Genomic DNA, 23,854 nt, shown 5'->3' on the forward strand with positions numbered 1-23,854 from the left:
CTAAAATCTAAAATTATAAATTGTGTACTGCTTGCTTGAATTGTTTTCCACGATCTTCATAGTTTTCGAATAAATCGAAACTGGCACAAGCCGGGGACAATAAAACGGCATCTCCTTTTTCTGTTAGGCGCTGTGCTGTTTTTACAGCATCGTTCATATTGTTTACTTCGACCATGATGTCGACAACATTCCCAAAAGCTTCTATGATTTTTCTGTTGTCAATTCCCAAACAGATAATTGCTTTTACTTTTTCACGGACCAATGACATTAGCTCGTTGTAATCGTTTCCTTTATCAACTCCGCCTACAATCCATACTGTCGGAACGTTCATACTGTCCAGAGCAAAGAATGTAGCATTTACATTTGTTGCTTTTGAATCATTGATGTATTGTACATTCTGAATTTTTAATACTTTTTCCAAACGGTGTTCCACACCTTGAAAATTAGATAAACTTTCGCGTATTGTTGCATTTCTAATTTGCATCAATTTTGCTACAGAGCTTGCTGCCATTGCGTTTTTCATGTTATGTTTTCCTTCTAACGCAATGTATTCTGTTTCCATTGTAAACTCTTCTTGGTTGATCTTTATTTCCATTTTGTTGTTATTTATAGAAGCCCCTTCATCGAATTTTTTAGACAATGAGAAAGGAATTAATTTTGCTTTTGTTTTATTGTTTTTTAACCATTCTGCAATTGCCTCATCATCTGCATCGTAAATAAGGTAATCGCTTTCGGTCTGATTCATTGTTATTCGAAACTTTGAATTGATATAATTTTGATATTTATATTCGTACCGGTCTAAATGATCCGGGCTAATATTCGTAATTATGGCGATATCAGGTCTGTATTCTATAATTCCGTCGAGTTGAAAACTACTTAGCTCCAGTACGTATGCATCGAACTTATTCTCGGCTACCTGCCAGGCAAAACTTTTTCCGATGTTTCCTCCTAAACCAACATTCAATCCTGCTGATTTCAGCAGATGATACGTTAACATTGTTGTGGTTGTTTTCCCGTTACTTCCTGTAATCCCAACGGTTAAAGCCTCCGTAAAAGGTTTTGCAAACTCGATTTCTGAAATCACGCTGACTCCGGCTTCAATCAGTTTTTTTACTATGGGTGATTTTTCCGGAATTCCCGGACTTTTCATGACCACATCGGCATTCAGAATCAGGGATTCAGTATGCTGCTCTTCTTCCCAGGCAATCCCGTTAATGATAAGAACTTCTTTATAGTTTTCCTTTATCTTTCCGAAATCAGATACAAAAACATCATATCCTTTTTTCTTACCGAGAATAGCAGTACCTACGCCACTTTCTCCTCCTCCTAATACTACCAGTCTCATCTATCTTAATTTTAAAGTAACGATTGATAATATGGCTAACATGATCGCAACAATCCAGAATCGGGTCACAATTTTACTTTCATGATATCCCTTTTTCTGATAGTGATGGTGCAAGGGTGACATCAGGAAAATTCTACGGCCTTCGCCAAAGCGTTTTTTGGTAAATTTGAAATAACTCACCTGTAAAACCACTGAGAAATTTTCTACCAAAAAGATACCACACAAAAGCGGAATCAATAATTCTTTACGAACTGCAACGGCCAAAACGGCAATGATTCCTCCAATGGTTAAACTTCCTGTATCTCCCATAAAAACAGAGGCCGGATACGAATTGTACCAAAGAAATCCGATAAGCGCCCCCACAAAAGCAGATATAAAAACTGTCATTTCTCCCGAATTGGGGATGTACATGATATTGAGATAATTTGAAAAAATTATATTTCCTGAAACAAACGTAAAAATCCCGAGCGCCAGAACGGATATGGCCGAGGTTCCTGCGGCGAGTCCGTCAATTCCATCTGTTAAATTCGCTCCGTTAGAAACAGCCGTGATGATAAAAATAACGACCGGAATAAAAATCAGCCAGGCCCATTTTTCATATCCTTCACCTGTAAAAGCTAAAATTTCAGCATAATCGAATTCATTATTTTTAACAAAAGGAATTGTTGTTGCCGTTGATTTTTCTTCAACAGGCGCAGGTAAAACTACCGTTGTGTTTGCACTTTTATAAATATCTGTTCTTCCGGTATCTGTTCGTACTGTAACAGCCGGATTGAAATACAATACCGCACCTACAATTATCCCTAAACCTACCTGACCGATAACTTTAAAAATTCCTTTCAGTCCTTGTTTGTCTTTTTTGAATATTTTAATATAATCATCCACAAAACCAATTGTCCCCATCCAAAGGGTTGTTACAATAAGCAATACGATGTAAATATTATGCAGACGTGCAAATAACAAAACAGGCACCAGTGTGGCGAAAATGATAATCAGTCCTCCCATTGTAGGAGTTCCTGCTTTTTCATTCTGACCTGCAAGACCTAACTCACGAACCGTTTCACCCACTTGCTGATTGCGCAAAAAGTTGATAATTCTTTTTCCGTAAATCGTAGACAAAAGCAGTGAAAGCATCAATGCCAACGCTGATCTGAAAGTGATGTACTGAAAAACACCCGTTCCCGGTATGTCTAATGTTTTGTCTAAATATTCAAATAAATAGTATAGCATATATCTTTTATTTTAAATTTCAATTTTGAAACTTAAATCCCAAATTCCAACGTTTCAATTGGATTTTGGAATTTGAAATTTTGATTTTGTTATTTCCCCAGTTGATTTAAAATTTCCTTCACGGTTTCCATATCGTCGAAATGATGACGAACACCATTTATTTCCTGATAGGTTTCATGACCTTTTCCTGCAATCAGGATAATATCGTTGGGCTGAGCCAATTGACAAGCGGTTTTAATGGCTTGCTTTCGATCGGTAATTCGTAATACTTTTTTATAATTATGAGCCTCAACCCCTTTTTCCATTTCATCTAAAATCACCTCCGGATCTTCATTTCTTGGATTGTCAGAGGTTAAAATTGCTTTATCACTAAGATCTGTCGCAATTTTTGCCATAATAGGTCTCTTTGTTTTATCCCTGTTTCCGCCACAACCCACAACTGTGATCAATTGTTCGTTTTTGGTACGGATATCGTTAATGGTCTTCAAAACATTGTCCAAAGCGTCCGGTGTATGCGCATAATCTACTATGGCTGTAATGTTTCCTTCTGAAACTATATACTGAAAACGCCCGGAAACACTCTCTAAATCAGACAATAAACGTAATGCTTCAAGACTGTCCATTCCTAACTCTACGGCGGTTCCGTAAATGGCCAGCACATTATAGGCGTTAAAAGTTCCGATTAGTTTTACCCAAACTTCATTATCATTTACTTTTAACAACAAACCTGATAACTGACTTTCTAAAATCTGTGCTTTAAAATCTGCATACGACTTTAAGGCATAGGTAAATTTTCTGGCAACTGTGTTTTGCAACATTACAGCTCCGTTTTTATCATCACTATTGGATAAGGCGAAAGCTGTTTTGGGTAGTGAATCAAAAAATGACTTCTTCACATCTCTGTATTCTGCGAAAGTCGGATGATAATCCAAATGATCGTGTGACAGATTCGTGAAAATCCCGCCCACAAAATGCAAAGCTTCTGTTCTCTTTTGATGAATTCCGTGTGAACTCACTTCCATAAAACAATGTGTTACACCTGCTTCAATCATTTCATTCAGATAATGATTGATCGTGATTGAATCCGGAGTGGTATGTGTTGCTTTATATTCCGTTTGATCTACCATGATTTTTACGGTTGACAACAAACCAACTTTAAAACCTGCTTTTTCAAACAATTGAAACAATAAAGAAGCAATCGTTGTTTTTCCGTTTGTACCGGTTACCCCTACTAATTTTAATTTTTCGGAAGGATTTCCGAAATAATTTGCCGACATAAAAGCCAAAGCCGAATTGGTATCTGAAACTTTTATATAAGTTATCCCTTTTTCAAGAGTTCCCGGAAGCTCGTCGCAAATAATGGCAACAGCCCCTGACTGAATTGCTTTTTCGATAAAATCATGACCATCGGAAAGTGATCCGCGGATTGCTACGAAAACATCTTTCTCTTCGATTTTTCGGGAATCAAACTCAATTTTATGTATATCGATATCCGTTGAACCCGTTACAGATTCAATAGCTACTTTGTATAATATGTCTTTCAGTATTTTCACGATAATTCTAATACTATGGTTTCGTTTTTACTAATCTGCTGTCCAGCCTGCAACGACTGTTTTTTTACTTTTCCTACTCCGTTTACTTTTACTTTTAAACCTAAATTCTCCAGTAAAGCAATGGCATCCATCCCCGGCATTCCTTTTAAATCAGGAATTTGTTTTATTTTCTTTTCTGCTTTCGCGTAATATTCGTTATAACTGTTTTCCTGTTTTGGAATCCTGGAATCCAGTTGTTTGATTTTATTGGTGGAAGGCGCATCTGTAAATATTTTTTGGGCAATTCTTTTAAAAACCGGCCCCGCAACGTCTGCTCCGTAATAATTATTTTTTGATGTATTCGGTTTATGAACGACTACAATACAAGAATATTTAGGATGATCCGCCGGAAAATATCCCACAAAAGAAGAGGCATAATACAAAGCTGATTTTCCTTCTTTTCCTCCATAATTCATCTGGGCTGTTCCTGTTTTTCCTGCCATCGAAAAATCTTTCGAATACAATTTGGAGGCCGTTCCTTTTTTAACCACATTCGACAAAACAGCTCTTAGTTTTTTAATCGTTTCCGGTGAACAAATCCTTGGATTAATTACTTCTGTATCGAATTTTTTAATGGTTTTGTTCCATTCTTTAATTTCAGATACAAACTGCGGTTTTACCATCACGCCATTATTGGCAACCGAATTGTAAAACGCCAGTGTTTGCATTGGTGTAACTGAAACTTCATATCCAAAAGCCATCCACGGAAGTGAAATTCCTGACCAGTGCTTGTCTCCGGGTTGTGGTATATAAGGCCTTCCTTCTCCTTTAAAATGCAATCCTAATGGTTTATCTAATCCATAACTCTTAATGTGATTCACAAACCTAGATGGATTGTTTTTATAATTTTCATAAACCGCCTGAACCATTACTGTATTGGACGAAAGTTCGAAACCGCGCGCTAATGAAACCTTCCCATAACCTCCTCTGTGTGAATCATTAACAGGACGTCCATAATATCTTACCTGCCCACCGTGACTATCGTAAACCGTACTTGTATCTGCAACTTTATCTTCTAAAATCGCCATTAAATCGACTAATTTAAAAGTCGATCCCGGCTCATGAGATTCTGCAACAGCGTAATTTGTAGTTTCATAATAAGATCCGTCTTCTGCTCTTCCTAAATTTGAAATCGCTTTTACATGACCTGTTTCTGTTTCCATAACCACGACACAACCATGATCTGCCTCGTAATCCTGAAGCTGTTTCAGCAAAGCGTGGTGCGCAATATCCTGAATAAATACATCAATTGTCGAAATCACATCATACCCATCAATTGGGTCCACTTCATTTACATCCCGAATAGGTTTCCACTGTCCTTTGGCAATTTTTTGTTTCAGGATTTTACCGTCTTTTCCGTTCAGGTAACTTTTAAAAGCCCATTCAATTCCTTTCCCGACTTCTACTCCTGTGGCAGGATCAATTCGGTCGTAACCAATGGTTCTTTCTGCAATTTTCCCGATCGGATGTTTTCTGACTGTTTCCTGTTCGATGATAATTCCACCTTTGAAAGCACCTAGATTGAATAATGGAAATCCTTTAATTTTTACATAATCCGTATAACTCAGATTTCGTGCAATCAAATAATATCGGTTTTTATTTTCTCGGGCTTTTCTCAGTTCTTTTTCGTAAAAACCTCCTGGTCTGTCCAGAACAGTAGCCAATGAATCTGATAATGCTTTTACATGTTTCTCAAAAGTTTCTGTTTTTGGTGCTTTGGCATCAAATCGAATCTCGTAATTCGGAATAGAGGTTGCCAGCAAACTTCCGTCTGCCGAATATATATTTCCCTTATTTGCCGGAATTACAAAATTCCGAACAGTACGTTGTTTGGCTAATTTTCTGTAATAATCTCCTTCAACCCATTGAATATTGGTCAATTTAACAACAATAGCAATTGCCATCAAAAAGATGAAAACTGCTACGAGGTAAATTCTGTAGGATATATGTTTATCGTCTACTGCCATATTCTTTTAAGGAAACTTTTTTCTTCTTCTTTTTTGACTTCTATCTTTACCGGAGGCACCGTTGAGGGGAAAATTTGCTTTTCGAGCATCTTATCCGATATCGTTGACTCCATTTTCAACTTCATTAATTCTGAACGTCGGTCTACAAATTCAGATCGCAATTCTTTTACATCATTATTGAGTTTTGCAATTTCAAAAACCTTTTGCTCATATCGCTGCGTATTGGCAATCATTATAATAGCGAGCAGAATGATAAAAACAATGAACCTCCAGTTTTTCACGGCGTCATCGTTAATCAGAAATCTTGCTTTTAATATGCTAAATACTCCACCTTTCATCTTACCTATTAATTATATCTTTTCAGCAATTCTTAATTTTGCACTTCTTGCTCTGTTATTTATTTTAATTTCTGCATCATCCGGAACAATGAGCTTTCCGATTGTTTTAAACGGAACCGAGAAATTTCCAAAAAAATCACGTTCCGGTTCTCCTTCAAACATTCCGTTTTTAATAAATCTCTTTACCAGTCTGTCCTCTAACGAATGATACGAAATCACCGACAATCTTCCTCCCGGATTCAGAATTTCTAACGATTGCTCGATAAACTCCTTCAAAACATCCATTTCCTGATTGACCTCAATTCGAATCGCCTGATAAATCTGCGCCAGTATTTTATTTCGGACTCTTTCCGGTAAATATTTTGCCAGTACTTCTTTCAGTTCGTCTGTCGTTTTGATTGGGTAATGCTCTCTGGCTTCTACAATTGTCCTTGCCAGAACCGGAGCGTTTTTCAATTCTCCGTAATCATAAAAAACACGACGTAAATCCTGTTCTTCATATTCATTGACTACACGATACGCATTCAAATCATTTTTCTGACTCATTCTCATGTCCAGTCCGGCATCAAAACGTGTGGAGAAACCTCTTTCCGGAACATCAAACTGATGAGACGAAACGCCTAAATCAGCCAGAATTCCATCTACTGATTTAACACCGTGAAAACGCAAAAATCTTTTTATAAATCTGAAGTTCTCATTAATTAAGGTAAACCTTTCGTCCGGCAATGCATTTGCCAACGCATCTTCATCCTGATCGAAAGCAAATAATTTTCCTTTTGGACCAAGTCTGTTCAAAATTTCTTTCGAGTGACCACCACCGCCAAACGTAACATCTACATACACACCATCAGGTTTAATATTTAAACCATCAACTGTCGGATGAAGTAAAACCGGATTATGATATTCCATTGTCGTCGTCATTAATATTTCCCATTACTTCTTCGGCAAGATCTGCAAAATCCATATCTTCGCCGCTTATTGATTTTTCGTATAAATCTTTATCCCAAATCTCCACAATATTAACCGCAGATGAGAACACCACATCTTTAGCAATACCTGAAAAAGCTACTAAATCCTTCGGAACCAGTAATCTTCCCAATGCATCAATTTCTACCACTTTCACTCCTGCCGTAAATCTCCTGATGAAATCATTGTTCTTTTTTACAAAACGATTCAGTTTGTTGATTTTCTGCATCATCAAATCCCACTCTTCCATCGGATACAACTCGAGACACGGTTGAAAAACAGAGCGCTTCAAAACAAATCCGTTTTGAAGAGAAGAAGCCAATTGCTTTTTCAAAGGTGCAGGCATCATTAGCCTTCCTTTAGCATCGACCTTACACTCATATGTTCCTACAATTGTGTTCAAGAAAATGTTTTACTATAGTTGTACAGCAAAAATATAAAAAAAAATACCACATTCTACCACTTTATACCACTTTGTTGATAAGTTTAACCACTTTCACCCCTAAACGATTAATCCATAGACAATCAACACGTTAGATATAAATTATTTTAGAGACATTATTGTTTAACAATTACAAAAAATACATACCCTTTCTCTTAAAAAACTAATAATTATGCAAATATTTTAACATTCAATACGAACCCCGAAATCACCCCTAAAAGCTGACTTCTAAGCACTTACTAATTCGACAAAAATTATCTAGTTAAAAAAGGGTGGCAAAAATTCATTTTTATTTTTTTAACCCTATATTTGTCCAAATTGAAATTGGCATTACATTAAATGGACAAACACTACAAAAAAGAAGGCAAGTACAGCTATTATGAAGCTGGAGAAGGAACTCCTATCGTTATCTTACATGGCTTAATGGGAGGCCTCAGTAACTTTGATGCTGTAGCGCAATATTTTCCAACAAAAGGATACAAAGTTATTATCCCCGATTTGCCAATATACACTCAGAGCATTTTAAAAACCAACGTAAAGAGTTTTGCGAAATACGTAAAAGACTTTATCACTTTCAAAGGTTTTGACAAAGTTATTTTATTAGGCAATTCATTAGGCGGCCATATTGCACTTTATCACACAAAATTATATCCTGAGAAAGTTGCCGGACTTGTTATAACAGGAAGTTCCGGTCTTTACGAAAGCGCTATGGGAGACAGTTACCCGAAAAGAGGTGATTATGAATACATCAAAAAGAAAGCTGAAGATGTTTTTTACGACCCGAAAATAGCTACTCCGGAGTTAATTGATGAAGTATATGCTACTGTAAATGACCGTATCAAACTGATTAAAACACTGACAATCGCCAAAAGCGCCATTCGTCATAATATGGCAAAAGATTTACCAAAAATGACAGTGGAAACCTGTATTATCTGGGGTAAAAATGATGCTGTAACGCCTCCAAATGTGGCAGAAGAATTTGATAAATTATTGCCTAATTCAACGTTATACTGGATAGACAAATGTGGGCATGCTGCTATGATGGAACATCCTCAGGAATTTAATAATATTCTTGAAGAGTGGCTCGTTAAAAAGAATTTATAGCATCTGACTTTCGACTTTAAGGAGGTCTTAAACACAAAAAACATGAAAATTAATACCGCCGAGTTTATTATCAGTAATTCTGAAGTTTCAAAATGTCCGCAGGATTTTTTGCCGGAATATGCTTTTATCGGCCGCTCCAACGTAGGTAAGTCATCGTTGATCAATATGCTTACCAATCATAAAAATTTAGCTAAAACTTCAGGCAGACCCGGGAAAACCCAGTTGATTAATCACTTTAAGATTAACAACAATTGGTTCCTTGTTGATTTGCCCGGTTATGGTTACGCTAAAGTATCTAAAAAAACAAAATCGGTTTTCCAGCAATTTATTACGGATTACTTCGAAACCAGAGAACAACTGGTTTGCGCTTTTGTACTGATTGACATTCGCCACGAAGCTCAGGCCATCGATATTGAGTTTATGTCGTATATGGGTGAAAGCGAAATTCCGTTCTGCATCATTTTTACAAAAGCCGACAAAATCAGCAAGACCAAAGTGGACTCACATATCGCTGCTTACAAAAAACAGATGTTCGCCAATAACTGGGAAGAAATGCCTCATTATTTCGTAACCTCAGCCACGGAACAAACCGGAAAAGACGAGGTTTTAAATTATATTGATGAAGTAAATCAGGAGGTTTTTAAAAACAACAGTCAGTTTTAAATTCCAAATTTTTAAAATTCCAAATTCCGACATTTTAAAAAATTACAATAAAAAAATCCCAAATTCCAATTTTACGATTGGGATTTGGGATTTCTTATTTTTGAAACTTTCTGTCATCCTGAGCGAAGTCGAAGGCTTGGAATTTGGATTTTTTTTATTGATTTTCCAAATTTGGAATTTGGAATTTGGAATTTCTTTATTGGAATTTCCTGAAAGGATTTATTTCGTCAGTTCCAGCTTTTCTGCAAAATAATCACAGAAATCTTTCATGGTGTCCGACATCTTTTCATCGTCTGTAGCACGTTTGAAAGTATCCGACATGGCTACTAACGTCTGGTGAAAGAAAATTTTCATTTCGTCTACCGGCATATCTTTCGTCCACAAGTCAATACGCATTGTTTCCTTGGCTTTAGCGTCCCAAATAGACAACATGATTGCTTTGGCTTCTTCTGCCTGAACTCCTCCGTCCTGAGCGGTCCAGGTTAATTTTTCCGGAACACGGTTTTCGTCTAATTCTATATTGAATTTAATTTCTGAGTTTATTGTATCTGACATTATTTCTTAGGTTTATATTTTGACTTTTCGAAAATTTCTTTTGCATTCGTTTTTAGCAATTCCGACAGGGTTGCTTTGTTATTTTTCATATAAGAACGGACCATTTGCCAGCCAATCCACGCTCCGACCCTTCCGGGAGAATCGTTGTCGATTTCGAGAAAGAATTTCGAAAATGGCGCAGGCGCTATAAATCGAGTATTTAATTTCGGATCATCGCTATACAGCATTTCATTTTCTATAAAATAACGCCACATATAGCTTTCGTTTTCTTCACACCATTTGATTTGTTCCGGTGTGTATCCCATTTTTTCAGCATCTGTATATTCGGGTAAAAGTAAATCTTTTGCGTACAGTTGTTTTCCTTCAAAAATCATCTGAGAAAGCAGGCTTCTGTCTCCTGACGCTGCAATTTTTCGGAAAGCAAAACTGGAAACCACATCGGGCATGATCTGTCTTTCTTCGAAATTTTGTTTCAGGTAATTGGGAAACTCATAAAACTTATGTTCTTTTCCCAGATACAATTCCAGTGAAACAATCACCAGACTATCCGCATAAATCGCTTTGGCATTATAATCCATCTCGGAAATTACTGTGATTACTTTAGGGATTTTGACTTCAGGAAAGTAATATTTTACGTGCTGAAACAGGCTGTTGAATTCTTTTCTTACCGGTTCAAAATTGGAGTATTTTTTCTGAACTTCCGTATACACTTCTCTCCAGATCGGATCCTGCATTTTTTTAAGCCAGACATTATCATCATTTCCCGGAGGAAAGAAGAACGGATATTGTCTTTTTACTTTCGCTAAATCTTCAGGTTTGGTTTCAAAAAACACTTTGTCAAAACGTTCCACTTTAATATCTACAGGGATTTCTTCAACTTCTTTTTCGACTTTGCTTTTTTGATCACAAGACAAAAAAAACAAGCACAGAAGCACTATAAAGCGATAAATTTTCATTTTATTTTAATTAGATTTGTGTTGCTTGAATTCAAGTATGATTTATACTTAAAAAATAATTCTGCAAATATACATTCCTGTATCTTAAAACTTGACCTATTATGACTAAAAAAAGTACCATTCAAACAGAAAAAGTAAATAAGCACATCGTAGAGTGGCTAAAAGATTACGCTGTTAAAGCAAAAGTAAACGGATTTGTAATCGGAATTTCGGGCGGAGTTGATTCTGCGGTTACTTCTACCTTATGTGCCCAGACAGGATTACAGGTTTTATGTGTGGAAATGCCAATTCATCAGGCAGAAAATCAGGTTTCAAGAGGAAGAGAGCATATTGAGCAATTAAAAAAACGCTTCCCGAACGTTTCAAGTACCCAAACTGACCTGACGGCTGTTTTTGAAGCTTTTAAGAGTTCAGTACCGAAAACAGACGACGATGCCAAAGTAAGTTTATCATTAGCAAATACACGTGCCCGTTTGCGAATGACTTCCTTATATTATTTAGCGGGAATTAACGGCCTTTTAGTTGCCGGAACAGGAAACAAAGTAGAGGATTTTGGCGTAGGATTTTATACCAAATATGGTGATGGCGGCGTCGATTTAAGTCCAATTGCAGACCTAATGAAGTCAGATGTGTATGCTCTGGGAGCATTTTTAGCAATTCCGGAGTCAATTTTAACAGCTGCGCCTACAGATGGATTATTTGGCGACAACAGGACAGATGAAGACCAATTAGGAGCCAGTTACGATGAACTTGAATGGGCGATGATAGCCGCGGAGTCAGGAAAGACGCCAGCTGACTTCAACGGGAGAGAAAAATCTGTCTTTGAAATTTATAAACGTTTAAACACCAGCAACAAGCATAAAATGGATGCAATTCCGGTTTGTTTAATACCAAAAACGTTAAAATAAAACTTTTTAACATTTGTGTGTAATTAATTACAGAATTTATTTATTAATTTTACCGTTCCAAAAAACATGAACAATTCTAAAAAGGTAAAATTATGATTAAAGTATGTCTAGCAGACAATCATCCTGTTACGCACTTTGGCGTTAAGTCTTATTTTAAAGACCACGATCAAATTTCAATTGTTGCCAATGTCGGCAATTTTTCAATGGTTAGAGATATTCTTCAGACGAAGGAGATTGATATCCTAATTCTAGACTTAGAGTTAGAAGGTCTTTCGAGCATCTTTGAAGTTAAATCGATCCTAAAAAATTTCCCAAAGACAAAAATTGTGATTTTCAGCGACCTGGCTGAACAAATGTATGCTCCGAATGCCATTAAAGCAGGAGTTTCCGGGTATGTACACAAAACAGAAAAACTTGAAACATTAGGTCATTCTATTATTAAAGTACATGAAGGAAAAATCATTATCAACGAAACTGTTCGCAAAAACATGGCCCTTATTGCTAAACAAAGCAAGAGCGAACGTCTTTACAGAAAGCTTTCGAATCGTGAAATTGAAGTTTTACGTTACTTAAGTGACGGTAAGAAAAACAATGAAATCTCTAAAATCTTAAATCTGAACGAAAAAACGATCAGTACTTACAAACTAAGATTATTGACTAAATTAAATGTTACTAATTTAGTTGACTTAGTAAACAAAGCTAAGACTTTAGAAATTATTTAATGGTATCGCGACATTACTCTTCCTAGTTTTTTCGAAAATGCATTAACTAATTTTGAGTAATCAACGACCATCGACAAAAGCTCTGTATTATCTGAATTATCAGGTTGTATAGAGCTTTTTAATTCTTCTATAATTTTATCAACCAGATACCAGCGCATAGACATAATGGTTTCAGTCACATATTGTGCAATACCCGCCTGTTTATCTTTGGCAAAAATATTTTGCCCTTCCCAATTGTGCAGTGACACTTTTTCATCTTCCATCAAAATATCGGTCACTTCCTGAGCAAACTCAGGCTGCAAACGCATAAGATATTGTTCGAGACTGAATTTTTCATTCTGATGATAGAAAGCCATGATATCTGTAAAAATATCACGAAACAAATTATTCGAAAGCTCTACCTCATCTTCCTGCAAACTCAGGTAAATTCGCTGATGTACTTTATATTGCCTCTTTTCAGAAATCATTTCGATCTCTCCTTCTTCATTGCTTTTTAAAAGTACGTCTTCAAATTCTTCTGTTTTATCTCCGTAAAGCAATAAAATTTCAATTACTTTTCGCTCCAGACGGTATAATATATCCACCTTTTCCGTTTGCTGCGGCGCTGTATATCCCGGCTCTCCCGGATAATCCTCAGGCGGTCCGTTTCTTGGATCTTCAGGATCTCCTCCTGAATACCCTGTATTATTTGGTTTTTGGTTTCTAAAAACTTCAAAAGGTTTTTGTTCCTGCTTTTGCTTTTTATTCGCTTCCGCAATATCTTTCTGAATCAGCTGAGATAAAGTACTCACCAATACCTGCTCGGAAATATCCATTATTCGGGCACATTCCTGCGTATAAATTTCACGCTGAATACGATCCGGAATTTTCGAAATACTAACGACCATATCCCGAATCAGATCGGCTTTTTTTATGGGATCATTTTTGGCCTCTTTCATGAGGAGCGATGCCTTAAACTGTATAAAATCTTTACTGTTTTCTTCTAAGTAAGCAACCAGATCGTCATGAGAATTTTTTCGTGCAAAACTGTCCGGATCTTCTCCGTCAGGAAAAGCACAAACCCTTACATTCATTCCTTCTTCCAGAATCAAATCGATTCCGCGAATAGAAGCACGAAGTCCTGCAGCGTCACCATCAAAAAGTACGGTAATATTTCTGGTCAGACGATTGACAAGTCTGATCTGATCCGGCGTTAAAGCCGTTCCGGATGAAGCCACAACGTTCTCGATCCCGGCCTGATGGAACTGAATTACATCGGTATATCCTTCCACCAAATAACAATTGTTTTGTTTGGCTATCGCTTGTTTGGCCTGAAAAATTCCGTAAAGGACTTTACTTTTATGGTAAATATCACTTTCCGGCGAGTTTAAGTATTTTGCTGCTTTTTTATCATTCGTTAAAATACGTCCTCCAAAACCTAAAACACGTCCGGACATACTTTCGATAGGAAACATCACACGGCCTTTAAAACGGTCAAAAGGACGGTCTTCTCTGGCTATTGTCAAACCTGTACTTTCCAGAAATTCGAGTTTGTAGCCTTTACCTAAAGCTTCTTTGGTCAAAGCATCCCAGGTTTCCGGTGAATAACCTAAAGAAAACTTTTTGATGGTTTCATTGGTAAAACCTCTCTCCTTAAAATACGAAAGTCCGATTGCTTTTCCTTCTTCTGAATTTAAAAGTGTTTTATGAAAATATTCTTTCGCAAATTCCGAGACCAGATACATGCTTTCGCGAACATCTGTCATGGCTTTTTCGGCATCACTTTGTTCTGTTTCCTCAATCTCAATATTGTATTTCCTGGCCAGATACCGAATGGCTTCCGGATAGGTAAACTGGGAGTGCTCCATCAGGAATTTAACAGAGTTCCCTCCTTTTCCTGTACTAAAATCTTTCCAGATGCCCTTTGCAGGCGACACCATAAACGACGGAGAGCGTTCATCCGAGAAGGGACTCAATCCTTTGAAATTACTTCCGGCCCGCTTTAAATTGACAAAATCACCAATAACCTCCTCTACGCGAGCAGTTTCAAAAACAGAATCAATTGTACTTTGTGAAATCAAAACGTAAAATATTTTTAAAGTTGAGAGCCTGTAAAAGTAAACAAAATCTTTCCTGAAATGTAACGATTTCACATAAAAAAAAGCGCCTCTTTCGAAGCACTTTTTAACTAACTAAACTCACTCATACTTAATTCAAATCAAATCGTAACCCTAATGAAATATTATTTTCCCTGATTAAATTATCCTGAAATAAAGGATTCAAATCATATTTTAAGTATAAACTCATGTCTTTATAACCAATATAAGAACTCAGTCCGTAAATAAAATTATTTACGTTATAATCGCCTTTTATCGTGGTTTTATATTTTAAATCTTCGTCTTCAAATTTTAGGATTTGCTTTGATTTTACATTGATTCCTGCGTAACCTCCAACCCCGAAACGGAAACTTTTATGGGTTCTGAAATAGGTTTTTCCGTCACTTTTTCCTGGTCTTGTAAAATCAAATTCCAAATGCAGCGGCAAAACGATATACACATTTCTAAAACGGGATTCATTCAAATGTACCGGATTAACTTCCAGATTCGTCTGATTTCCGTCTACCACAAAACTGCGGTTATCAGTTGGACGAATATTATTATACATTACCGAAAGTCCGTATTTGGCGTGCAGTAAATTATCGTTTTTCATTAATCTTGAATTGTAGGTAAAACCCCATTCGTAAAAATGCGAACCTATAAAACTGTACCTGGAATCCTGAAGTTTTCCGTCAACCATTGTATTGTTCAGCCCCGTTGCGAAAACAAATTGTGAAGTGGTCCTTTTTTCGCCGTGAACGGAGTCTTTGCTTCTTTTGTTATCACTCCAGTCTTTGTCTTTCCAATAAATCACCAAACCATGTTTTTTGATTGAATCTCCTTCTTTGATTTTGCCGTCTACTTTTTGCTGTACCAAATCGTTAAGTTCATTTTGGGCCAGAGTAACTTTTTCTTCAATAATTACGGCTCTGGCTTCGGCCAGTTCTTTTTTGCGCTTATCCGCTTGTTCCTGCGTAATTTTCCCTTCCGACAACTGAACATTTACAGCTTCAACTTCTTCTTTTAACGCTTGCTTTTCTTCTTTGGTTACTTTCTCTATTTTAGCAGCAATTTGCTTTGCTCTTGACTCAAAAGTTTCCTGCCCCAGTACCTTACTTACAAATAAGAAAACGAGGATTACGAAATAAATAGTAAAATTTTTCATGATTGATTGATTTTTTAAAAATTGATTGTTGATTGTGATTGATGATGTTTATTAATTGTTTATGGTTTATTCCTGCTGATTTCGGTTAGCCAGCGCCACTTTTACCGTTTGATAGTTTTTATTGACTCTGGTAATTACTTTTTCCCTGAACGAAAGCTCCAGTTCACCATCGACCTGATTTAGCAAATCGCTGGCATTAATTTTAATTTTCGCTTTAGGTTTGACAGAATTTTCTGCAATCACACTTTTTTGAGCTGTGTTTAACAACTGTTCTGGCGTTTCGTTTTTAGGTTTTTCAGACATATTGATTGGATAGTTGCCTGATGCTGGTTGCTGATTGTTTTGATTATTTTGATTGATGATTGAAACCTCCGCTATTGGATTTACTGTATTCTTAATTGTTTTAGGTAGATTTTGATTTGAAATTTTTTCTTCTGTTTTTGAATTTTCCGCGTTCTGAAGGGCTTCTTTTTCTGAAACTGCAATTTGATCTTTAGTAGAATCCGCCGCTTTAAAACCTTTTTTTACAACAGAATCTTTCTGAATGTTTTCTTCGATAACTACTTGCGTTTTCGGAATCTCCATATTTTTTTCCTGATTCAAAAAGAAAGTCCCTGCCAATAAAAATCCAATAATACTGGCCGCGATATACAGCCATCTGTTTTTCTTTTTTGGTTTCTTTTCTTCGGCAACACTCAGCATGGCATCTAATCGGTCCCAGGCTTTGTCGCTCGGTTCAATCTTACGCTGATTTAGTTTTTCACGGAAATCCTTTTCAAAATTATTCGGTTCCATTATCTTGTTTTTTTAAAATATTAATTTGTGTTTGCAGCATTTTTCTGGCGTGCGATAATTGCGATTTCGATGTTCCTTCATTAATTCCCAGCATCTTTGCAATTTCATTGTGTTTATAACCTTCGATAGCATATAAATTGAAAACCATTTTATAACCATCAGGCAAAGCGTCTATTAAAAACTGAATCTGATCTGTTGAAAACTGACTGTCGATGGCATTAAAACTCTCTTCTGTATACATCTCATCTTCGGCAAATTTTACTTTCTTCTGAACTCTTAAATACGATATACATTCGTTAACCATGATTCGGCGGATCCAGCCTTCAAAACTTCCTTTGTGTTCAAACCTGCTTAAGTTCGTAAACACTTTCATAAAGGCAGTTATCATTACATCTTCGGCCAATTGAATGTCTTTTATGTATTGTCGGCAAACGCTCAGCATTTTTGGCGAAAACCGACTATAGATCTGCTGTTGTGCCTGTCGGTTATTTTCGACGGCCAACTTTATGATTTCGGTTTCTTCCTGATGTAAACGAATAATTTTCATTAATAAGCGTTCTGGTTTTGTTTTTGGAATAGTCTTCTATTAGCATAGACGAGTGAAGTTGTAAAATGGTTGCATGAAGGTGAAAAAATTTAAATTCCAATCCCGATTAATATGAAAAAAAACTCCAAATACCAACACTAAAAACCTTACAATCAAATAAATAAAAGCATTTATAAAAATTTAAAAAAAATAATTATTTTTAGACAAATATTACAACTCCTCACCAAAGTTAATCTAAAGTTCTTCTTTCGTTTGCAATGTGATTCCTAATTTGATATTTTTGAATGTAATAAAACTGTCGAAATTACAGCTACAATCTCATAAAGAAACACTTCAGCATAAAATGAAAAATATTACCATCCGAAGAGTAACCCTAGACGATATTGATCAATTACAGCAAATAGGCAGACAAACTTTTTCCGAGACTTTTTCAGGATACAATTCTGAAGAGGATATGAAAAAATATTTAGACGAGCATTTTTCAAAAGAAAAACTAACAGTTGAACTCCACAACACCAACTCTGAATTTTATTTCGCTGTTCTGGACGATACGGTAATCGGATATTTAAAACTGAACTTCGGAGAGTCCCAAACCGAATTGAAGGATAGCAAAGCATTGGAAATCGAAAGAATTTATGTTCCAAAAGAATATCATGGCCAAAGCGTAGGACAGGCCCTTTACGAAAAAGCAATTCAGGTTGCCAAAAACAAAAATGTAAATTATGTATGGTTAGGTGTTTGGGAAGAAAATCACAGAGCACTGCGTTTCTACAAGAAAAATGGCTTTACAGCATTTGACAAACACATTTTCAGATTAGGAAATGATGAACAGACGGACATCATGATGAAACTGGAATTGAAAGTATAAGGAGTTTTAAAGTAAAAGAAATTCACTTAATTGCTCCGTCTTATTTCTTTCGCTCAATAACATAATTCACCATCAAAATCAAAGCGTCTTTGTATTCGGAATCTTCAAAGTTCCGAAGTAAAGAAAGTGCTTCCTGCTGGAATTCGACCATTTTGTTTTCGGCGTACCCCAGACCATTATGATCCTTTACAAAGGCAATCACTTCTTTGACGCGTTTTTTGTCTTTATTGTGATTTTTAATGGAGTTGATCAGCCACTTTTTTTCCTGAGGGGTGCAGGTGTTTAAAACATGAATCAGAGGCAGAGTCATTTTTTGCTCTTTAATATCAATTCCGGTTGGTTTTCCTATGGCTTCTTCGCTATAATCGAATAAGTCATCTTTGATTTGAAATGCCATTCCGATGAGTTCTCCAAACTTGCGCATGTTCTCTACCTGAATATCGTCTTCAATAACCGATTTTGCACCAAGTGCACAGCAGGCCGCGATAAGTGTCGCGGTTTTTTTCCGGATGATTTCGTAATAAACATCCTCTGTAATATCAAGCCTTCTGGCTTTTTCGATTTGAAGCAATTCTCCTTCACTCATTTCGCGAACCGCAACAGAGATAATTCGAAGCAAATCAAAATCTCCATTATCGATAGAAAGCAGCAGTCCTTTTGAAAGCAGGTAATCTCCAACCAAAACCGCAATTTTATTTTTCCAAAGCGCATTGATCGAGAAAAATCCGCGGCGGCGGTTACTATCGTCCACCACATCATCGTGTACTAAAGTCGCCGTATGAATCAACTCAATTACGGATGCTCCGCGATAGGTTCTTTCGTTTACCAGGCCTCCCGAAACCATTTTTGAAGTTAGAAAAACAAACATCGGACGCATTTGTTTTCCTTTGCGGTTTACAATATAATAGGTAATACGATTGAGCAATGCGACCTTCGAAGTCATTGATTCGTGGAACTTTTTTTCGAAAAGTTCCATCTCGTTAAAGATAGGCTGTTTTATTTGAGAAGTAATATTCATTTCGATTTCAAATATACTATTTTAAATAAAAAAACGTTTCTATTTTAGGTTAGTATACTAACAATTTACAGAATAATTAAGAAAACGCAGTCAATACATCCTCAATTTAATACCAAAACTGGCCTCTGCTTTTATTACGGAAACAAAGTGAACGAAACAATGAGAATCCTTTTTTGCCCAAAAAAAGCATTAAGAACAAGAATAACTCTCGTTTTTAATGCTTTTTGTTTATTTTAAAATTAGAAAATTTATCCTTCTTTATTTGCCAGTTGCCCGCAAGCAGCATCAATGTCTTTTCCGCGGCTTCTGCGCACTTTACAAACGACTCCAATATGCTCTAAGGCTTTTATATAAGCCATAATAGATTCTTCTGAAGCTTGTTGAAACTCACCATCGTCGATTGGATTGTATTCAATTAAATTGACCTTACAGGGCACATATTTACAAAACTTAACCAGAGCATCAATTGAAGCCTTATCGTCGTTAATTCCTTTCCAGACTACATACTCGTAAGAGATTTTGGTTTTGGTTTTTCTATACCAGTATTCCAATGCTTCCCGCAAATCTGCCAAAGGAAAGTTTTTACTGAAAGGCATGATTCGGGAACGAATCTCATCTATCGCAGAGTGCAGGGAAACTGCCAATTTGAATTTGACATCGTCATCGGCCATTTTTTTAATCATCTTTGGAATTCCGGAGGTTGACACCATAATTCGTTTTGGCGACATTCCTAAACCTTCCGGTGAGGTAATCATATCAATCGCTTTGATTACGTTGTTATAATTCATCAAAGGCTCCCCCATTCCCATAAAAACAATATTCGAAAGCGGATGATTGTAATACAGTCGGCTTTCTTTGTCTATGGCCAGCACCTGATCGTAGATTTCTCCCGGTTCCAGGTTTCGCATTCTTTTTAATCTTGCTGTCGCGCAGAAATTACAATCCAGACTGCAACCCACCTGACTCGAAACACAGGCTGTGGTTCTGGTTTCGGTAGGTATCAAAACCGATTCCACCACAAGACCATCATGTAAACGAACAGCATTTTTTACGGTTCCGTCACTGCTGCGCTGCATGGTATCTACCTTAATGTGGTTGATGACAAAATTGTTCTCCAGCATCGCCCTCGTAGGTTTCGCTACATTGGTCATATCCTCAAAACTGTGTGCTCCTTTACTCCATAACCATTCATAAACCTGGTTGCCACGGAAAGCTTTGTCGTTATTAGCGACAAAAAAATCCCGTAATTGATCTTTTGATAAGGCTCGTATGTCTTTTTTCTCGATTTGCATGGTGCAAAGTTAATCACTTTTGTTATTTTTTCCTGATTTTTATAACCATTCTTACTTAAAACCAAGAAGACGGAAACATTTTTTTGAAAATTTCTACTGCTGTATTGAATCTAAAACCTTTGCCTGCTCACTTTCTTTTTGCAGGTTGTTATTTTTTTATTCTTTGAAAGTTCCTGAAAATTAAAAAGGAAACTTAATTCAAATAAAAAAACCATTACATCTATAACAATCAACACTTTAAGCTACATAAATACCTTTTCAGAAAAAAAACACCTCTCCAAAAACACTTCTTTACCTTTTTATTATAAGTTTTTAATAAAGTTCTAACCATGATTTTTATCAGTTCTCTTCCTATTCAATCGTAATAAATTTGCTACAAGAAAAAAGAAGCTGTTTATATCATCTCAAAAACAAGCTGAATTAACTAAATACCACATACAGATGAAAACGATCAAATCAATTTTATGGGCAATAGTAATCACATTGTCATTACAGGTAAACGCACAAAGAAGATATAGCGTTGCAAAATCAACTTTTGAAGTCGCAGGTACTTCCAACATACACGATTGGGTAATGCGATCTACTGAAGGAACAGGTAGCGCCATTTTAACGATTACGGATTCTAAGCTGACAGATATTAAAAATTTAACGATTACCTTATTAGCAGAAAGCATCAAAAGCAGTAAAACAAGCATGGACGATGTGGCTTATGAATCTTTAGATACCAAAACGCACAGAAATATCAGATATGTTTTAAAATCTGCCGACAAAATCAACGAAACCACCTGGATGCTTACCGGAACTTATACCATAGCGGGTGTTAGTAAAGATTACAAAACCCAGATACGAATAACAAGCAATGATAATGACACCTTTACATTACAAGGCTCTAACCGAATGACCTTTGTTGACTTTGAAATGACGCCGCCAACAGCTGCTCTTGGGGTAGTTAAAGCAGGTAAAGAATTAACCGTCTTGTTTAATATCACTCTAACCGACTATGCTAAAAATGAAAATGTTCTAGTTATCAAATAGGAATTTAAATCCTGAAATAAGAAGTTAACGCAATTTTTGAATAACTAAAAAAGCAAGTCTCTGCACTAAAGGTACAGAGACTTGCTTTTTTTAAACAGGGATTTTGAATCTCATTTTCTTCTGCAATCCGAACTGCCTGACAGAAAAAAACATTGTCGTTAATAATTAAGATTTTTAATACAATTTATACAATGATTTTTATCATACAAATGATTGTTTTATGGGCAGACCTTTGAATTGGATTAAGATAGAAGCTTTAATTCTAAATAAATCAATTCTTTTAAACAAAAACATGACAAAATGAAAACTAAAAAAATCAAACTATTCGCATTTATAGTGGCATTCTTAGGAATTACCTCATTTGTATCGGCGCAGAAATCGTATACCTTAAATGCTAAATCAGCTTTTTCTGTATCCGGAACTTCAACATTACATGACTGGGAAATGAAATCAGGTTCGGGAACAGGAACGGCAGGTTTTACAATTACCAATTCGAAATTAACGGATATTGGATCGTTGTCTGTCACCCTTTTAGCAGAAAGCATAAAAAGCGACAAAAAAAGCATGGACAAAGTGGCTTATAAGACTTTAAAAACAGATAAAAACAAAAACATTACATATACCCTGAAATCTGCCGAAAAAGTAAATGAAAACACTTGGGAATTAACCGGAACCTATACTATTGCCGGTGTTAGTAAAATTCTTAAAACAACTGTAAAAACAACTATTACGAAAGAAGGGGTAAACCTGCAGGGCTCTAATAAAATCACTTTTACGGATTTTGGAATGAAATCACCTACCGCGCTGCTTGGAACCATAAAAACGGGACAGGATCTAACCTTAAAATTTAATTTGAACTTTAATTTATAAACGCCATGAAAAACATATATATCCTGTTTATAGCATTAGTAAGCACATTTAGCATTACTGCACAAGTAAGTTTTGGGCATATCCAGAATCAAATTCCAAGAAATCAGAAAGGAATTAATCAATTTGATGTCAAAAAAGATACGGTTTCTTACAAAGGAATCAGTGTCGATATGGGAGCGGCTTTTGCACTTCAGTTTCAGGCTTTAAATTCGTTTAACGATCAAAAGAACCTGGCTTCTGCACCAAATTACAGATTAAACAATCTGGAAAACAATTTTAATTTACCCAATGCCAATTTCACGATTGGTGCCCAACTATATGATGGTGTACGCGTTAACTTAGATGTTTACCTGGCCTCAAGACACCATAATGAAACCTGGGTTAAAGGAGGTTATTTGCAAATTGATAAACTGGACTTTATCAAAAAAGATTTCCTGGCTGATTTTATGCAGTATACCACAATTAAGATTGGTCAGATGGAGAATAACTATGGTGACGCTCACTTTAGAAGATCCGACAACGGAAATGCACTTATGAATCCATTCGTCGGAAATAACATCATGGATGCCTTTAGTACAGAAATGGGAGCCGAAGTTTACTATAACAGATCAGGATTTGTGAGTATGATTGGAGTTACGAATTCTAAACTAAACCAAAATGTGCAGGAAATTGTTCCAGCACCGGCAACAACCACAAAACCAGATTCCAACACCACTATCAGCCCTTCTATTCTGGCAAAATTAGGCTGGGACAAACAAATTAATCAGGATTTAAGAATCAGGTTAACCGGATCTTATTATCATACGGCCAATTCCAGCGGAAATTTATATTCTTCTGACAGAGCAGGAAGTCGTTTTTATGGTGTAATGACACATCCTGAATATGCGATTATAAACCCGGCTACAGGAGCTACAATCAGTACTGTTGCAAACAACTTTGATCCAACAGCAAACAAGGACACAGGACGATTTAATCCCGGATACGGAAACTGGGCAACCTCATACATGGTAAACCCTTTTATCAAATATAAAGGCCTTGAGTTTTTTGGAACTTTAGAATTTACCTCCGGCGGTGATTTCAAAGGAACTGATGCTTCTCGTAAAATAAATCAATATGTAGGAGACTTAGTATATCGTTTTGGAGAAAATGAACGATTTTATGTGGGTGGTAAATACAACTTAGTCGACGGAAAACTTTCGAATGCAAGTAATCAGTCCATTCAGATAAACAGATTTGAAGGTGCAGCAGGGTGGTTTATGACTAAAAACATTCTGGCAAAATTGGAGTATGTAGATCAAAACTACAAGAACTTCTCTCAGTTTAACGGAGCAACACCCAACGATCTTTTTGGCGGCAACTTTAAAGGACTTATGTTTGAAGCAGTAATTTCATTCTGATAAA

At 36.3% G+C, this 23,854-nt stretch carries 23 protein-coding genes; 8 read left to right on the forward strand and 15 right to left on the reverse strand.

Annotation, left to right across the window (positions count from 1 at the left end):
- Positions 1 to 13 precede the first annotated feature (13 nt).
- From murD to GJU43_RS09960, 7 genes are all read right to left on the reverse strand, one after another.
- Positions 14 to 1,345, reverse strand: a complete 1,332-nt coding sequence (gene murD, locus GJU43_RS09930; RefSeq protein ID WP_154340615.1) for a UDP-N-acetylmuramoyl-L-alanine--D-glutamate ligase — start codon at positions 1,343 to 1,345, stop codon at positions 14 to 16.
- Positions 1,346 to 2,575: a phospho-N-acetylmuramoyl-pentapeptide-transferase gene (gene mraY / locus GJU43_RS09935; RefSeq protein WP_154340616.1), complete on the reverse strand. Its 1,230-nt coding sequence runs from the start codon at positions 2,573 to 2,575 to the stop codon at positions 1,346 to 1,348.
- An 89-nt stretch (positions 2,576 to 2,664) separates the two neighbouring features.
- Positions 2,665 to 4,128, reverse strand: a complete 1,464-nt coding sequence (locus tag GJU43_RS09940) for a UDP-N-acetylmuramoyl-L-alanyl-D-glutamate--2,6-diaminopimelate ligase (protein WP_370455573.1) — start codon at positions 4,126 to 4,128, stop codon at positions 2,665 to 2,667.
- Positions 4,125 to 6,134 carry a penicillin-binding protein gene (locus GJU43_RS09945; protein WP_154340617.1) on the reverse strand — a complete coding sequence of 670 codons (2,010 nt, stop codon included), beginning with the start codon at positions 6,132 to 6,134 and terminating at the stop codon, positions 4,125 to 4,127. The genes GJU43_RS09940 and GJU43_RS09945 overlap by 4 nt, the downstream gene beginning before the upstream one ends.
- On the reverse strand, positions 6,125 to 6,472 hold the full coding sequence (locus GJU43_RS09950; protein WP_154340618.1) for an FtsL-like putative cell division protein: 348 nt from the start codon (positions 6,470 to 6,472) through the stop codon (positions 6,125 to 6,127). The genes GJU43_RS09945 and GJU43_RS09950 overlap by 10 nt, the downstream gene beginning before the upstream one ends.
- A gap of 12 nt (positions 6,473 to 6,484) precedes the next feature.
- A complete protein-coding gene (rsmH, locus tag GJU43_RS09955) occupies positions 6,485 to 7,393 on the reverse strand; it encodes a 16S rRNA (cytosine(1402)-N(4))-methyltransferase RsmH (RefSeq protein WP_195760035.1) in 909 nt (302 codons plus the stop codon).
- The gene (locus tag GJU43_RS09960) at positions 7,368 to 7,841 is read right to left on the reverse strand and encodes a division/cell wall cluster transcriptional repressor MraZ (protein WP_127339382.1); all 474 of its coding nucleotides are present in this window, start codon (positions 7,839 to 7,841) and stop codon (positions 7,368 to 7,370) included. The genes rsmH and GJU43_RS09960 overlap by 26 nt, the downstream gene beginning before the upstream one ends.
- A gap of 378 nt (positions 7,842 to 8,219) precedes the next feature.
- On the opposite strand from GJU43_RS09960, the gene GJU43_RS09965 reads away from it, so the two are divergent.
- Complete coding sequence (locus tag GJU43_RS09965) at positions 8,220 to 8,984, forward strand: alpha/beta fold hydrolase (RefSeq protein ID WP_154340620.1); 765 nt, start codon at positions 8,220 to 8,222, stop codon at positions 8,982 to 8,984.
- 42 nt (positions 8,985 to 9,026) lie between these two features.
- Positions 9,027 to 9,647 (forward strand): ribosome biogenesis GTP-binding protein YihA/YsxC, encoded by a 621-nt coding sequence (yihA, locus tag GJU43_RS09970; RefSeq protein WP_154340621.1) that lies wholly within the window; start codon positions 9,027 to 9,029, stop codon positions 9,645 to 9,647.
- A gap of 219 nt (positions 9,648 to 9,866) precedes the next feature.
- Here the strand turns inward: yihA and gldC are convergent, their stop codons facing one another.
- Positions 9,867 to 10,202 (reverse strand): gliding motility protein GldC, encoded by a 336-nt coding sequence (gldC, locus tag GJU43_RS09975; protein WP_154340622.1) that lies wholly within the window; start codon positions 10,200 to 10,202, stop codon positions 9,867 to 9,869.
- On the reverse strand, positions 10,202 to 11,158 hold the full coding sequence (gene gldB / locus GJU43_RS09980; protein WP_154340623.1) for a gliding motility lipoprotein GldB: 957 nt from the start codon (positions 11,156 to 11,158) through the stop codon (positions 10,202 to 10,204). Before gldB ends, gldC begins: the two co-directional genes overlap by 1 nt.
- Positions 11,159 to 11,259: 101 nt before the next feature.
- Here gldB and nadE point away from each other — a divergent pair, with 101 nt between their 5' ends.
- Both nadE and GJU43_RS09990 read left to right on the forward strand, forming a co-directional pair.
- Positions 11,260 to 12,066 carry an NAD(+) synthase gene (nadE, locus tag GJU43_RS09985; protein WP_154340624.1) on the forward strand — a complete coding sequence of 269 codons (807 nt, stop codon included), beginning with the start codon at positions 11,260 to 11,262 and terminating at the stop codon, positions 12,064 to 12,066.
- Positions 12,067 to 12,158: 92 nt separating this feature from the next.
- Entirely contained in the window at positions 12,159 to 12,788 is a 630-nt protein-coding gene (locus GJU43_RS09990) for a response regulator transcription factor (RefSeq protein ID WP_116752529.1), read from the forward strand.
- Here the strand turns inward: GJU43_RS09990 and dnaG are convergent.
- From dnaG to GJU43_RS10010, 4 genes are all read right to left on the reverse strand, one after another.
- Positions 12,785 to 14,848: a DNA primase gene (gene dnaG, locus GJU43_RS09995; protein WP_154340625.1), complete on the reverse strand. Its 2,064-nt coding sequence runs from the start codon at positions 14,846 to 14,848 to the stop codon at positions 12,785 to 12,787. The genes GJU43_RS09990 and dnaG overlap by 4 nt on opposite strands.
- Positions 14,849 to 14,975: 127 nt before the next feature.
- On the reverse strand, positions 14,976 to 16,028 hold the full coding sequence (locus GJU43_RS10000) for a hypothetical protein (RefSeq protein ID WP_154340626.1): 1,053 nt from the start codon (positions 16,026 to 16,028) through the stop codon (positions 14,976 to 14,978).
- 66 nt (positions 16,029 to 16,094) lie between these two features.
- A complete protein-coding gene (locus tag GJU43_RS10005) occupies positions 16,095 to 16,823 on the reverse strand; it encodes a hypothetical protein (RefSeq protein WP_154340627.1) in 729 nt (242 codons plus the stop codon).
- Positions 16,810 to 17,370, reverse strand: coding sequence for an RNA polymerase sigma factor (locus tag GJU43_RS10010; protein ID WP_154340628.1), 561 nt, complete (start codon positions 17,368 to 17,370; stop codon positions 16,810 to 16,812). Before GJU43_RS10010 ends, GJU43_RS10005 begins: the two co-directional genes overlap by 14 nt.
- Before the next feature lie 343 nt (positions 17,371 to 17,713).
- Between GJU43_RS10010 and GJU43_RS10015 the strand changes: the two genes are divergently transcribed.
- Positions 17,714 to 18,238 (forward strand): GNAT family N-acetyltransferase, encoded by a 525-nt coding sequence (locus GJU43_RS10015; protein ID WP_154340629.1) that lies wholly within the window; start codon positions 17,714 to 17,716, stop codon positions 18,236 to 18,238.
- Positions 18,239 to 18,278: 40 nt separating this feature from the next.
- On the opposite strand, the gene GJU43_RS10020 is transcribed toward GJU43_RS10015, so the two are convergent.
- Complete coding sequence (locus GJU43_RS10020) at positions 18,279 to 19,256, reverse strand: polyprenyl synthetase family protein (protein WP_154340630.1); 978 nt, start codon at positions 19,254 to 19,256, stop codon at positions 18,279 to 18,281.
- Positions 19,257 to 19,504: 248 nt separating this feature from the next.
- Positions 19,505 to 20,548, reverse strand: coding sequence for a 23S rRNA (adenine(2503)-C(2))-methyltransferase RlmN (gene rlmN, locus GJU43_RS10025; protein ID WP_154340631.1), 1,044 nt, complete (start codon positions 20,546 to 20,548; stop codon positions 19,505 to 19,507).
- 441 nt (positions 20,549 to 20,989) lie between these two features.
- Here rlmN and GJU43_RS10030 point away from each other — a divergent pair, with 441 nt between their 5' ends.
- The 3 genes from GJU43_RS10030 (at position 20,990) to GJU43_RS10040 (ending at position 23,850) form a co-directional block, all read left to right on the forward strand.
- The gene (locus tag GJU43_RS10030; protein WP_154340632.1) at positions 20,990 to 21,583 is read left to right on the forward strand and encodes a YceI family protein; all 594 of its coding nucleotides are present in this window, start codon (positions 20,990 to 20,992) and stop codon (positions 21,581 to 21,583) included.
- A gap of 300 nt (positions 21,584 to 21,883) precedes the next feature.
- Positions 21,884 to 22,453 carry a YceI family protein gene (locus tag GJU43_RS10035; protein ID WP_154340633.1) on the forward strand — a complete coding sequence of 190 codons (570 nt, stop codon included), beginning with the start codon at positions 21,884 to 21,886 and terminating at the stop codon, positions 22,451 to 22,453.
- A gap of 5 nt (positions 22,454 to 22,458) precedes the next feature.
- A complete protein-coding gene (locus tag GJU43_RS10040; protein WP_154340634.1) occupies positions 22,459 to 23,850 on the forward strand; it encodes a hypothetical protein in 1,392 nt (463 codons plus the stop codon).
- Positions 23,851 to 23,854 lie beyond the last annotated feature (4 nt).

It is taken from the genome of Flavobacterium sp. LC2016-23, assembly GCF_009674775.1.
Classification (GTDB): domain Bacteria; phylum Bacteroidota; class Bacteroidia; order Flavobacteriales; family Flavobacteriaceae; genus Flavobacterium.

Bases quoted from the DNA above. Each gene is read 5' to 3' on its own strand.
- gldC (WP_154340622.1), bottom strand. From the start codon at position 10,202: ATGTCAGATACAATAAACTCAGAAATTAAATTCAATATAGAATTAGAC.
- GJU43_RS10040 (WP_154340634.1), top strand. From the start codon at position 22,459: ATGAAAAACATATATATCCTGTTTATAGCATTAGTAAGCACATTTAGC.
- GJU43_RS10030 (WP_154340632.1), top strand. From the start codon at position 20,990: ATGAAAACGATCAAATCAATTTTATGGGCAATAGTAATCACATTGTCA.
- gldB (WP_154340623.1), bottom strand. From the start codon at position 11,158: ATGAAAATTTATCGCTTTATAGTGCTTCTGTGCTTGTTTTTTTTGTCT.
- GJU43_RS10035 (WP_154340633.1), top strand. From the start codon at position 21,884: ATGAAAACTAAAAAAATCAAACTATTCGCATTTATAGTGGCATTCTTA.
- GJU43_RS09990 (WP_116752529.1), top strand. From the start codon at position 12,159: ATGATTAAAGTATGTCTAGCAGACAATCATCCTGTTACGCACTTTGGC.
- rsmH (WP_195760035.1), bottom strand. From the start codon at position 7,393: ATGACGACGACAATGGAATATCATAATCCGGTTTTACTTCATCCGACA.
- GJU43_RS10000 (WP_154340626.1), bottom strand. From the start codon at position 16,028: ATGAAAAATTTTACTATTTATTTCGTAATCCTCGTTTTCTTATTTGTA.
- murD (WP_154340615.1), bottom strand. From the start codon at position 1,345: ATGAGACTGGTAGTATTAGGAGGAGGAGAAAGTGGCGTAGGTACTGCT.
- GJU43_RS09950 (WP_154340618.1), bottom strand. From the start codon at position 6,472: ATGAAAGGTGGAGTATTTAGCATATTAAAAGCAAGATTTCTGATTAAC.
- yihA (WP_154340621.1), top strand. From the start codon at position 9,027: ATGAAAATTAATACCGCCGAGTTTATTATCAGTAATTCTGAAGTTTCA.
- rlmN (WP_154340631.1), bottom strand. From the start codon at position 20,548: ATGCAAATCGAGAAAAAAGACATACGAGCCTTATCAAAAGATCAATTA.
- GJU43_RS10015 (WP_154340629.1), top strand. From the start codon at position 17,714: ATGAAAAATATTACCATCCGAAGAGTAACCCTAGACGATATTGATCAA.
- GJU43_RS10005 (WP_154340627.1), bottom strand. From the start codon at position 16,823: ATGGAACCGAATAATTTTGAAAAGGATTTCCGTGAAAAACTAAATCAG.
- GJU43_RS10020 (WP_154340630.1), bottom strand. From the start codon at position 19,256: ATGAATATTACTTCTCAAATAAAACAGCCTATCTTTAACGAGATGGAA.
- GJU43_RS10010 (WP_154340628.1), bottom strand. From the start codon at position 17,370: ATGAAAATTATTCGTTTACATCAGGAAGAAACCGAAATCATAAAGTTG.
- mraY (WP_154340616.1), bottom strand. From the start codon at position 2,575: ATGCTATACTATTTATTTGAATATTTAGACAAAACATTAGACATACCG.
- GJU43_RS09945 (WP_154340617.1), bottom strand. From the start codon at position 6,134: ATGGCAGTAGACGATAAACATATATCCTACAGAATTTACCTCGTAGCA.
- nadE (WP_154340624.1), top strand. From the start codon at position 11,260: ATGACTAAAAAAAGTACCATTCAAACAGAAAAAGTAAATAAGCACATC.
- GJU43_RS09965 (WP_154340620.1), top strand. From the start codon at position 8,220: ATGGACAAACACTACAAAAAAGAAGGCAAGTACAGCTATTATGAAGCT.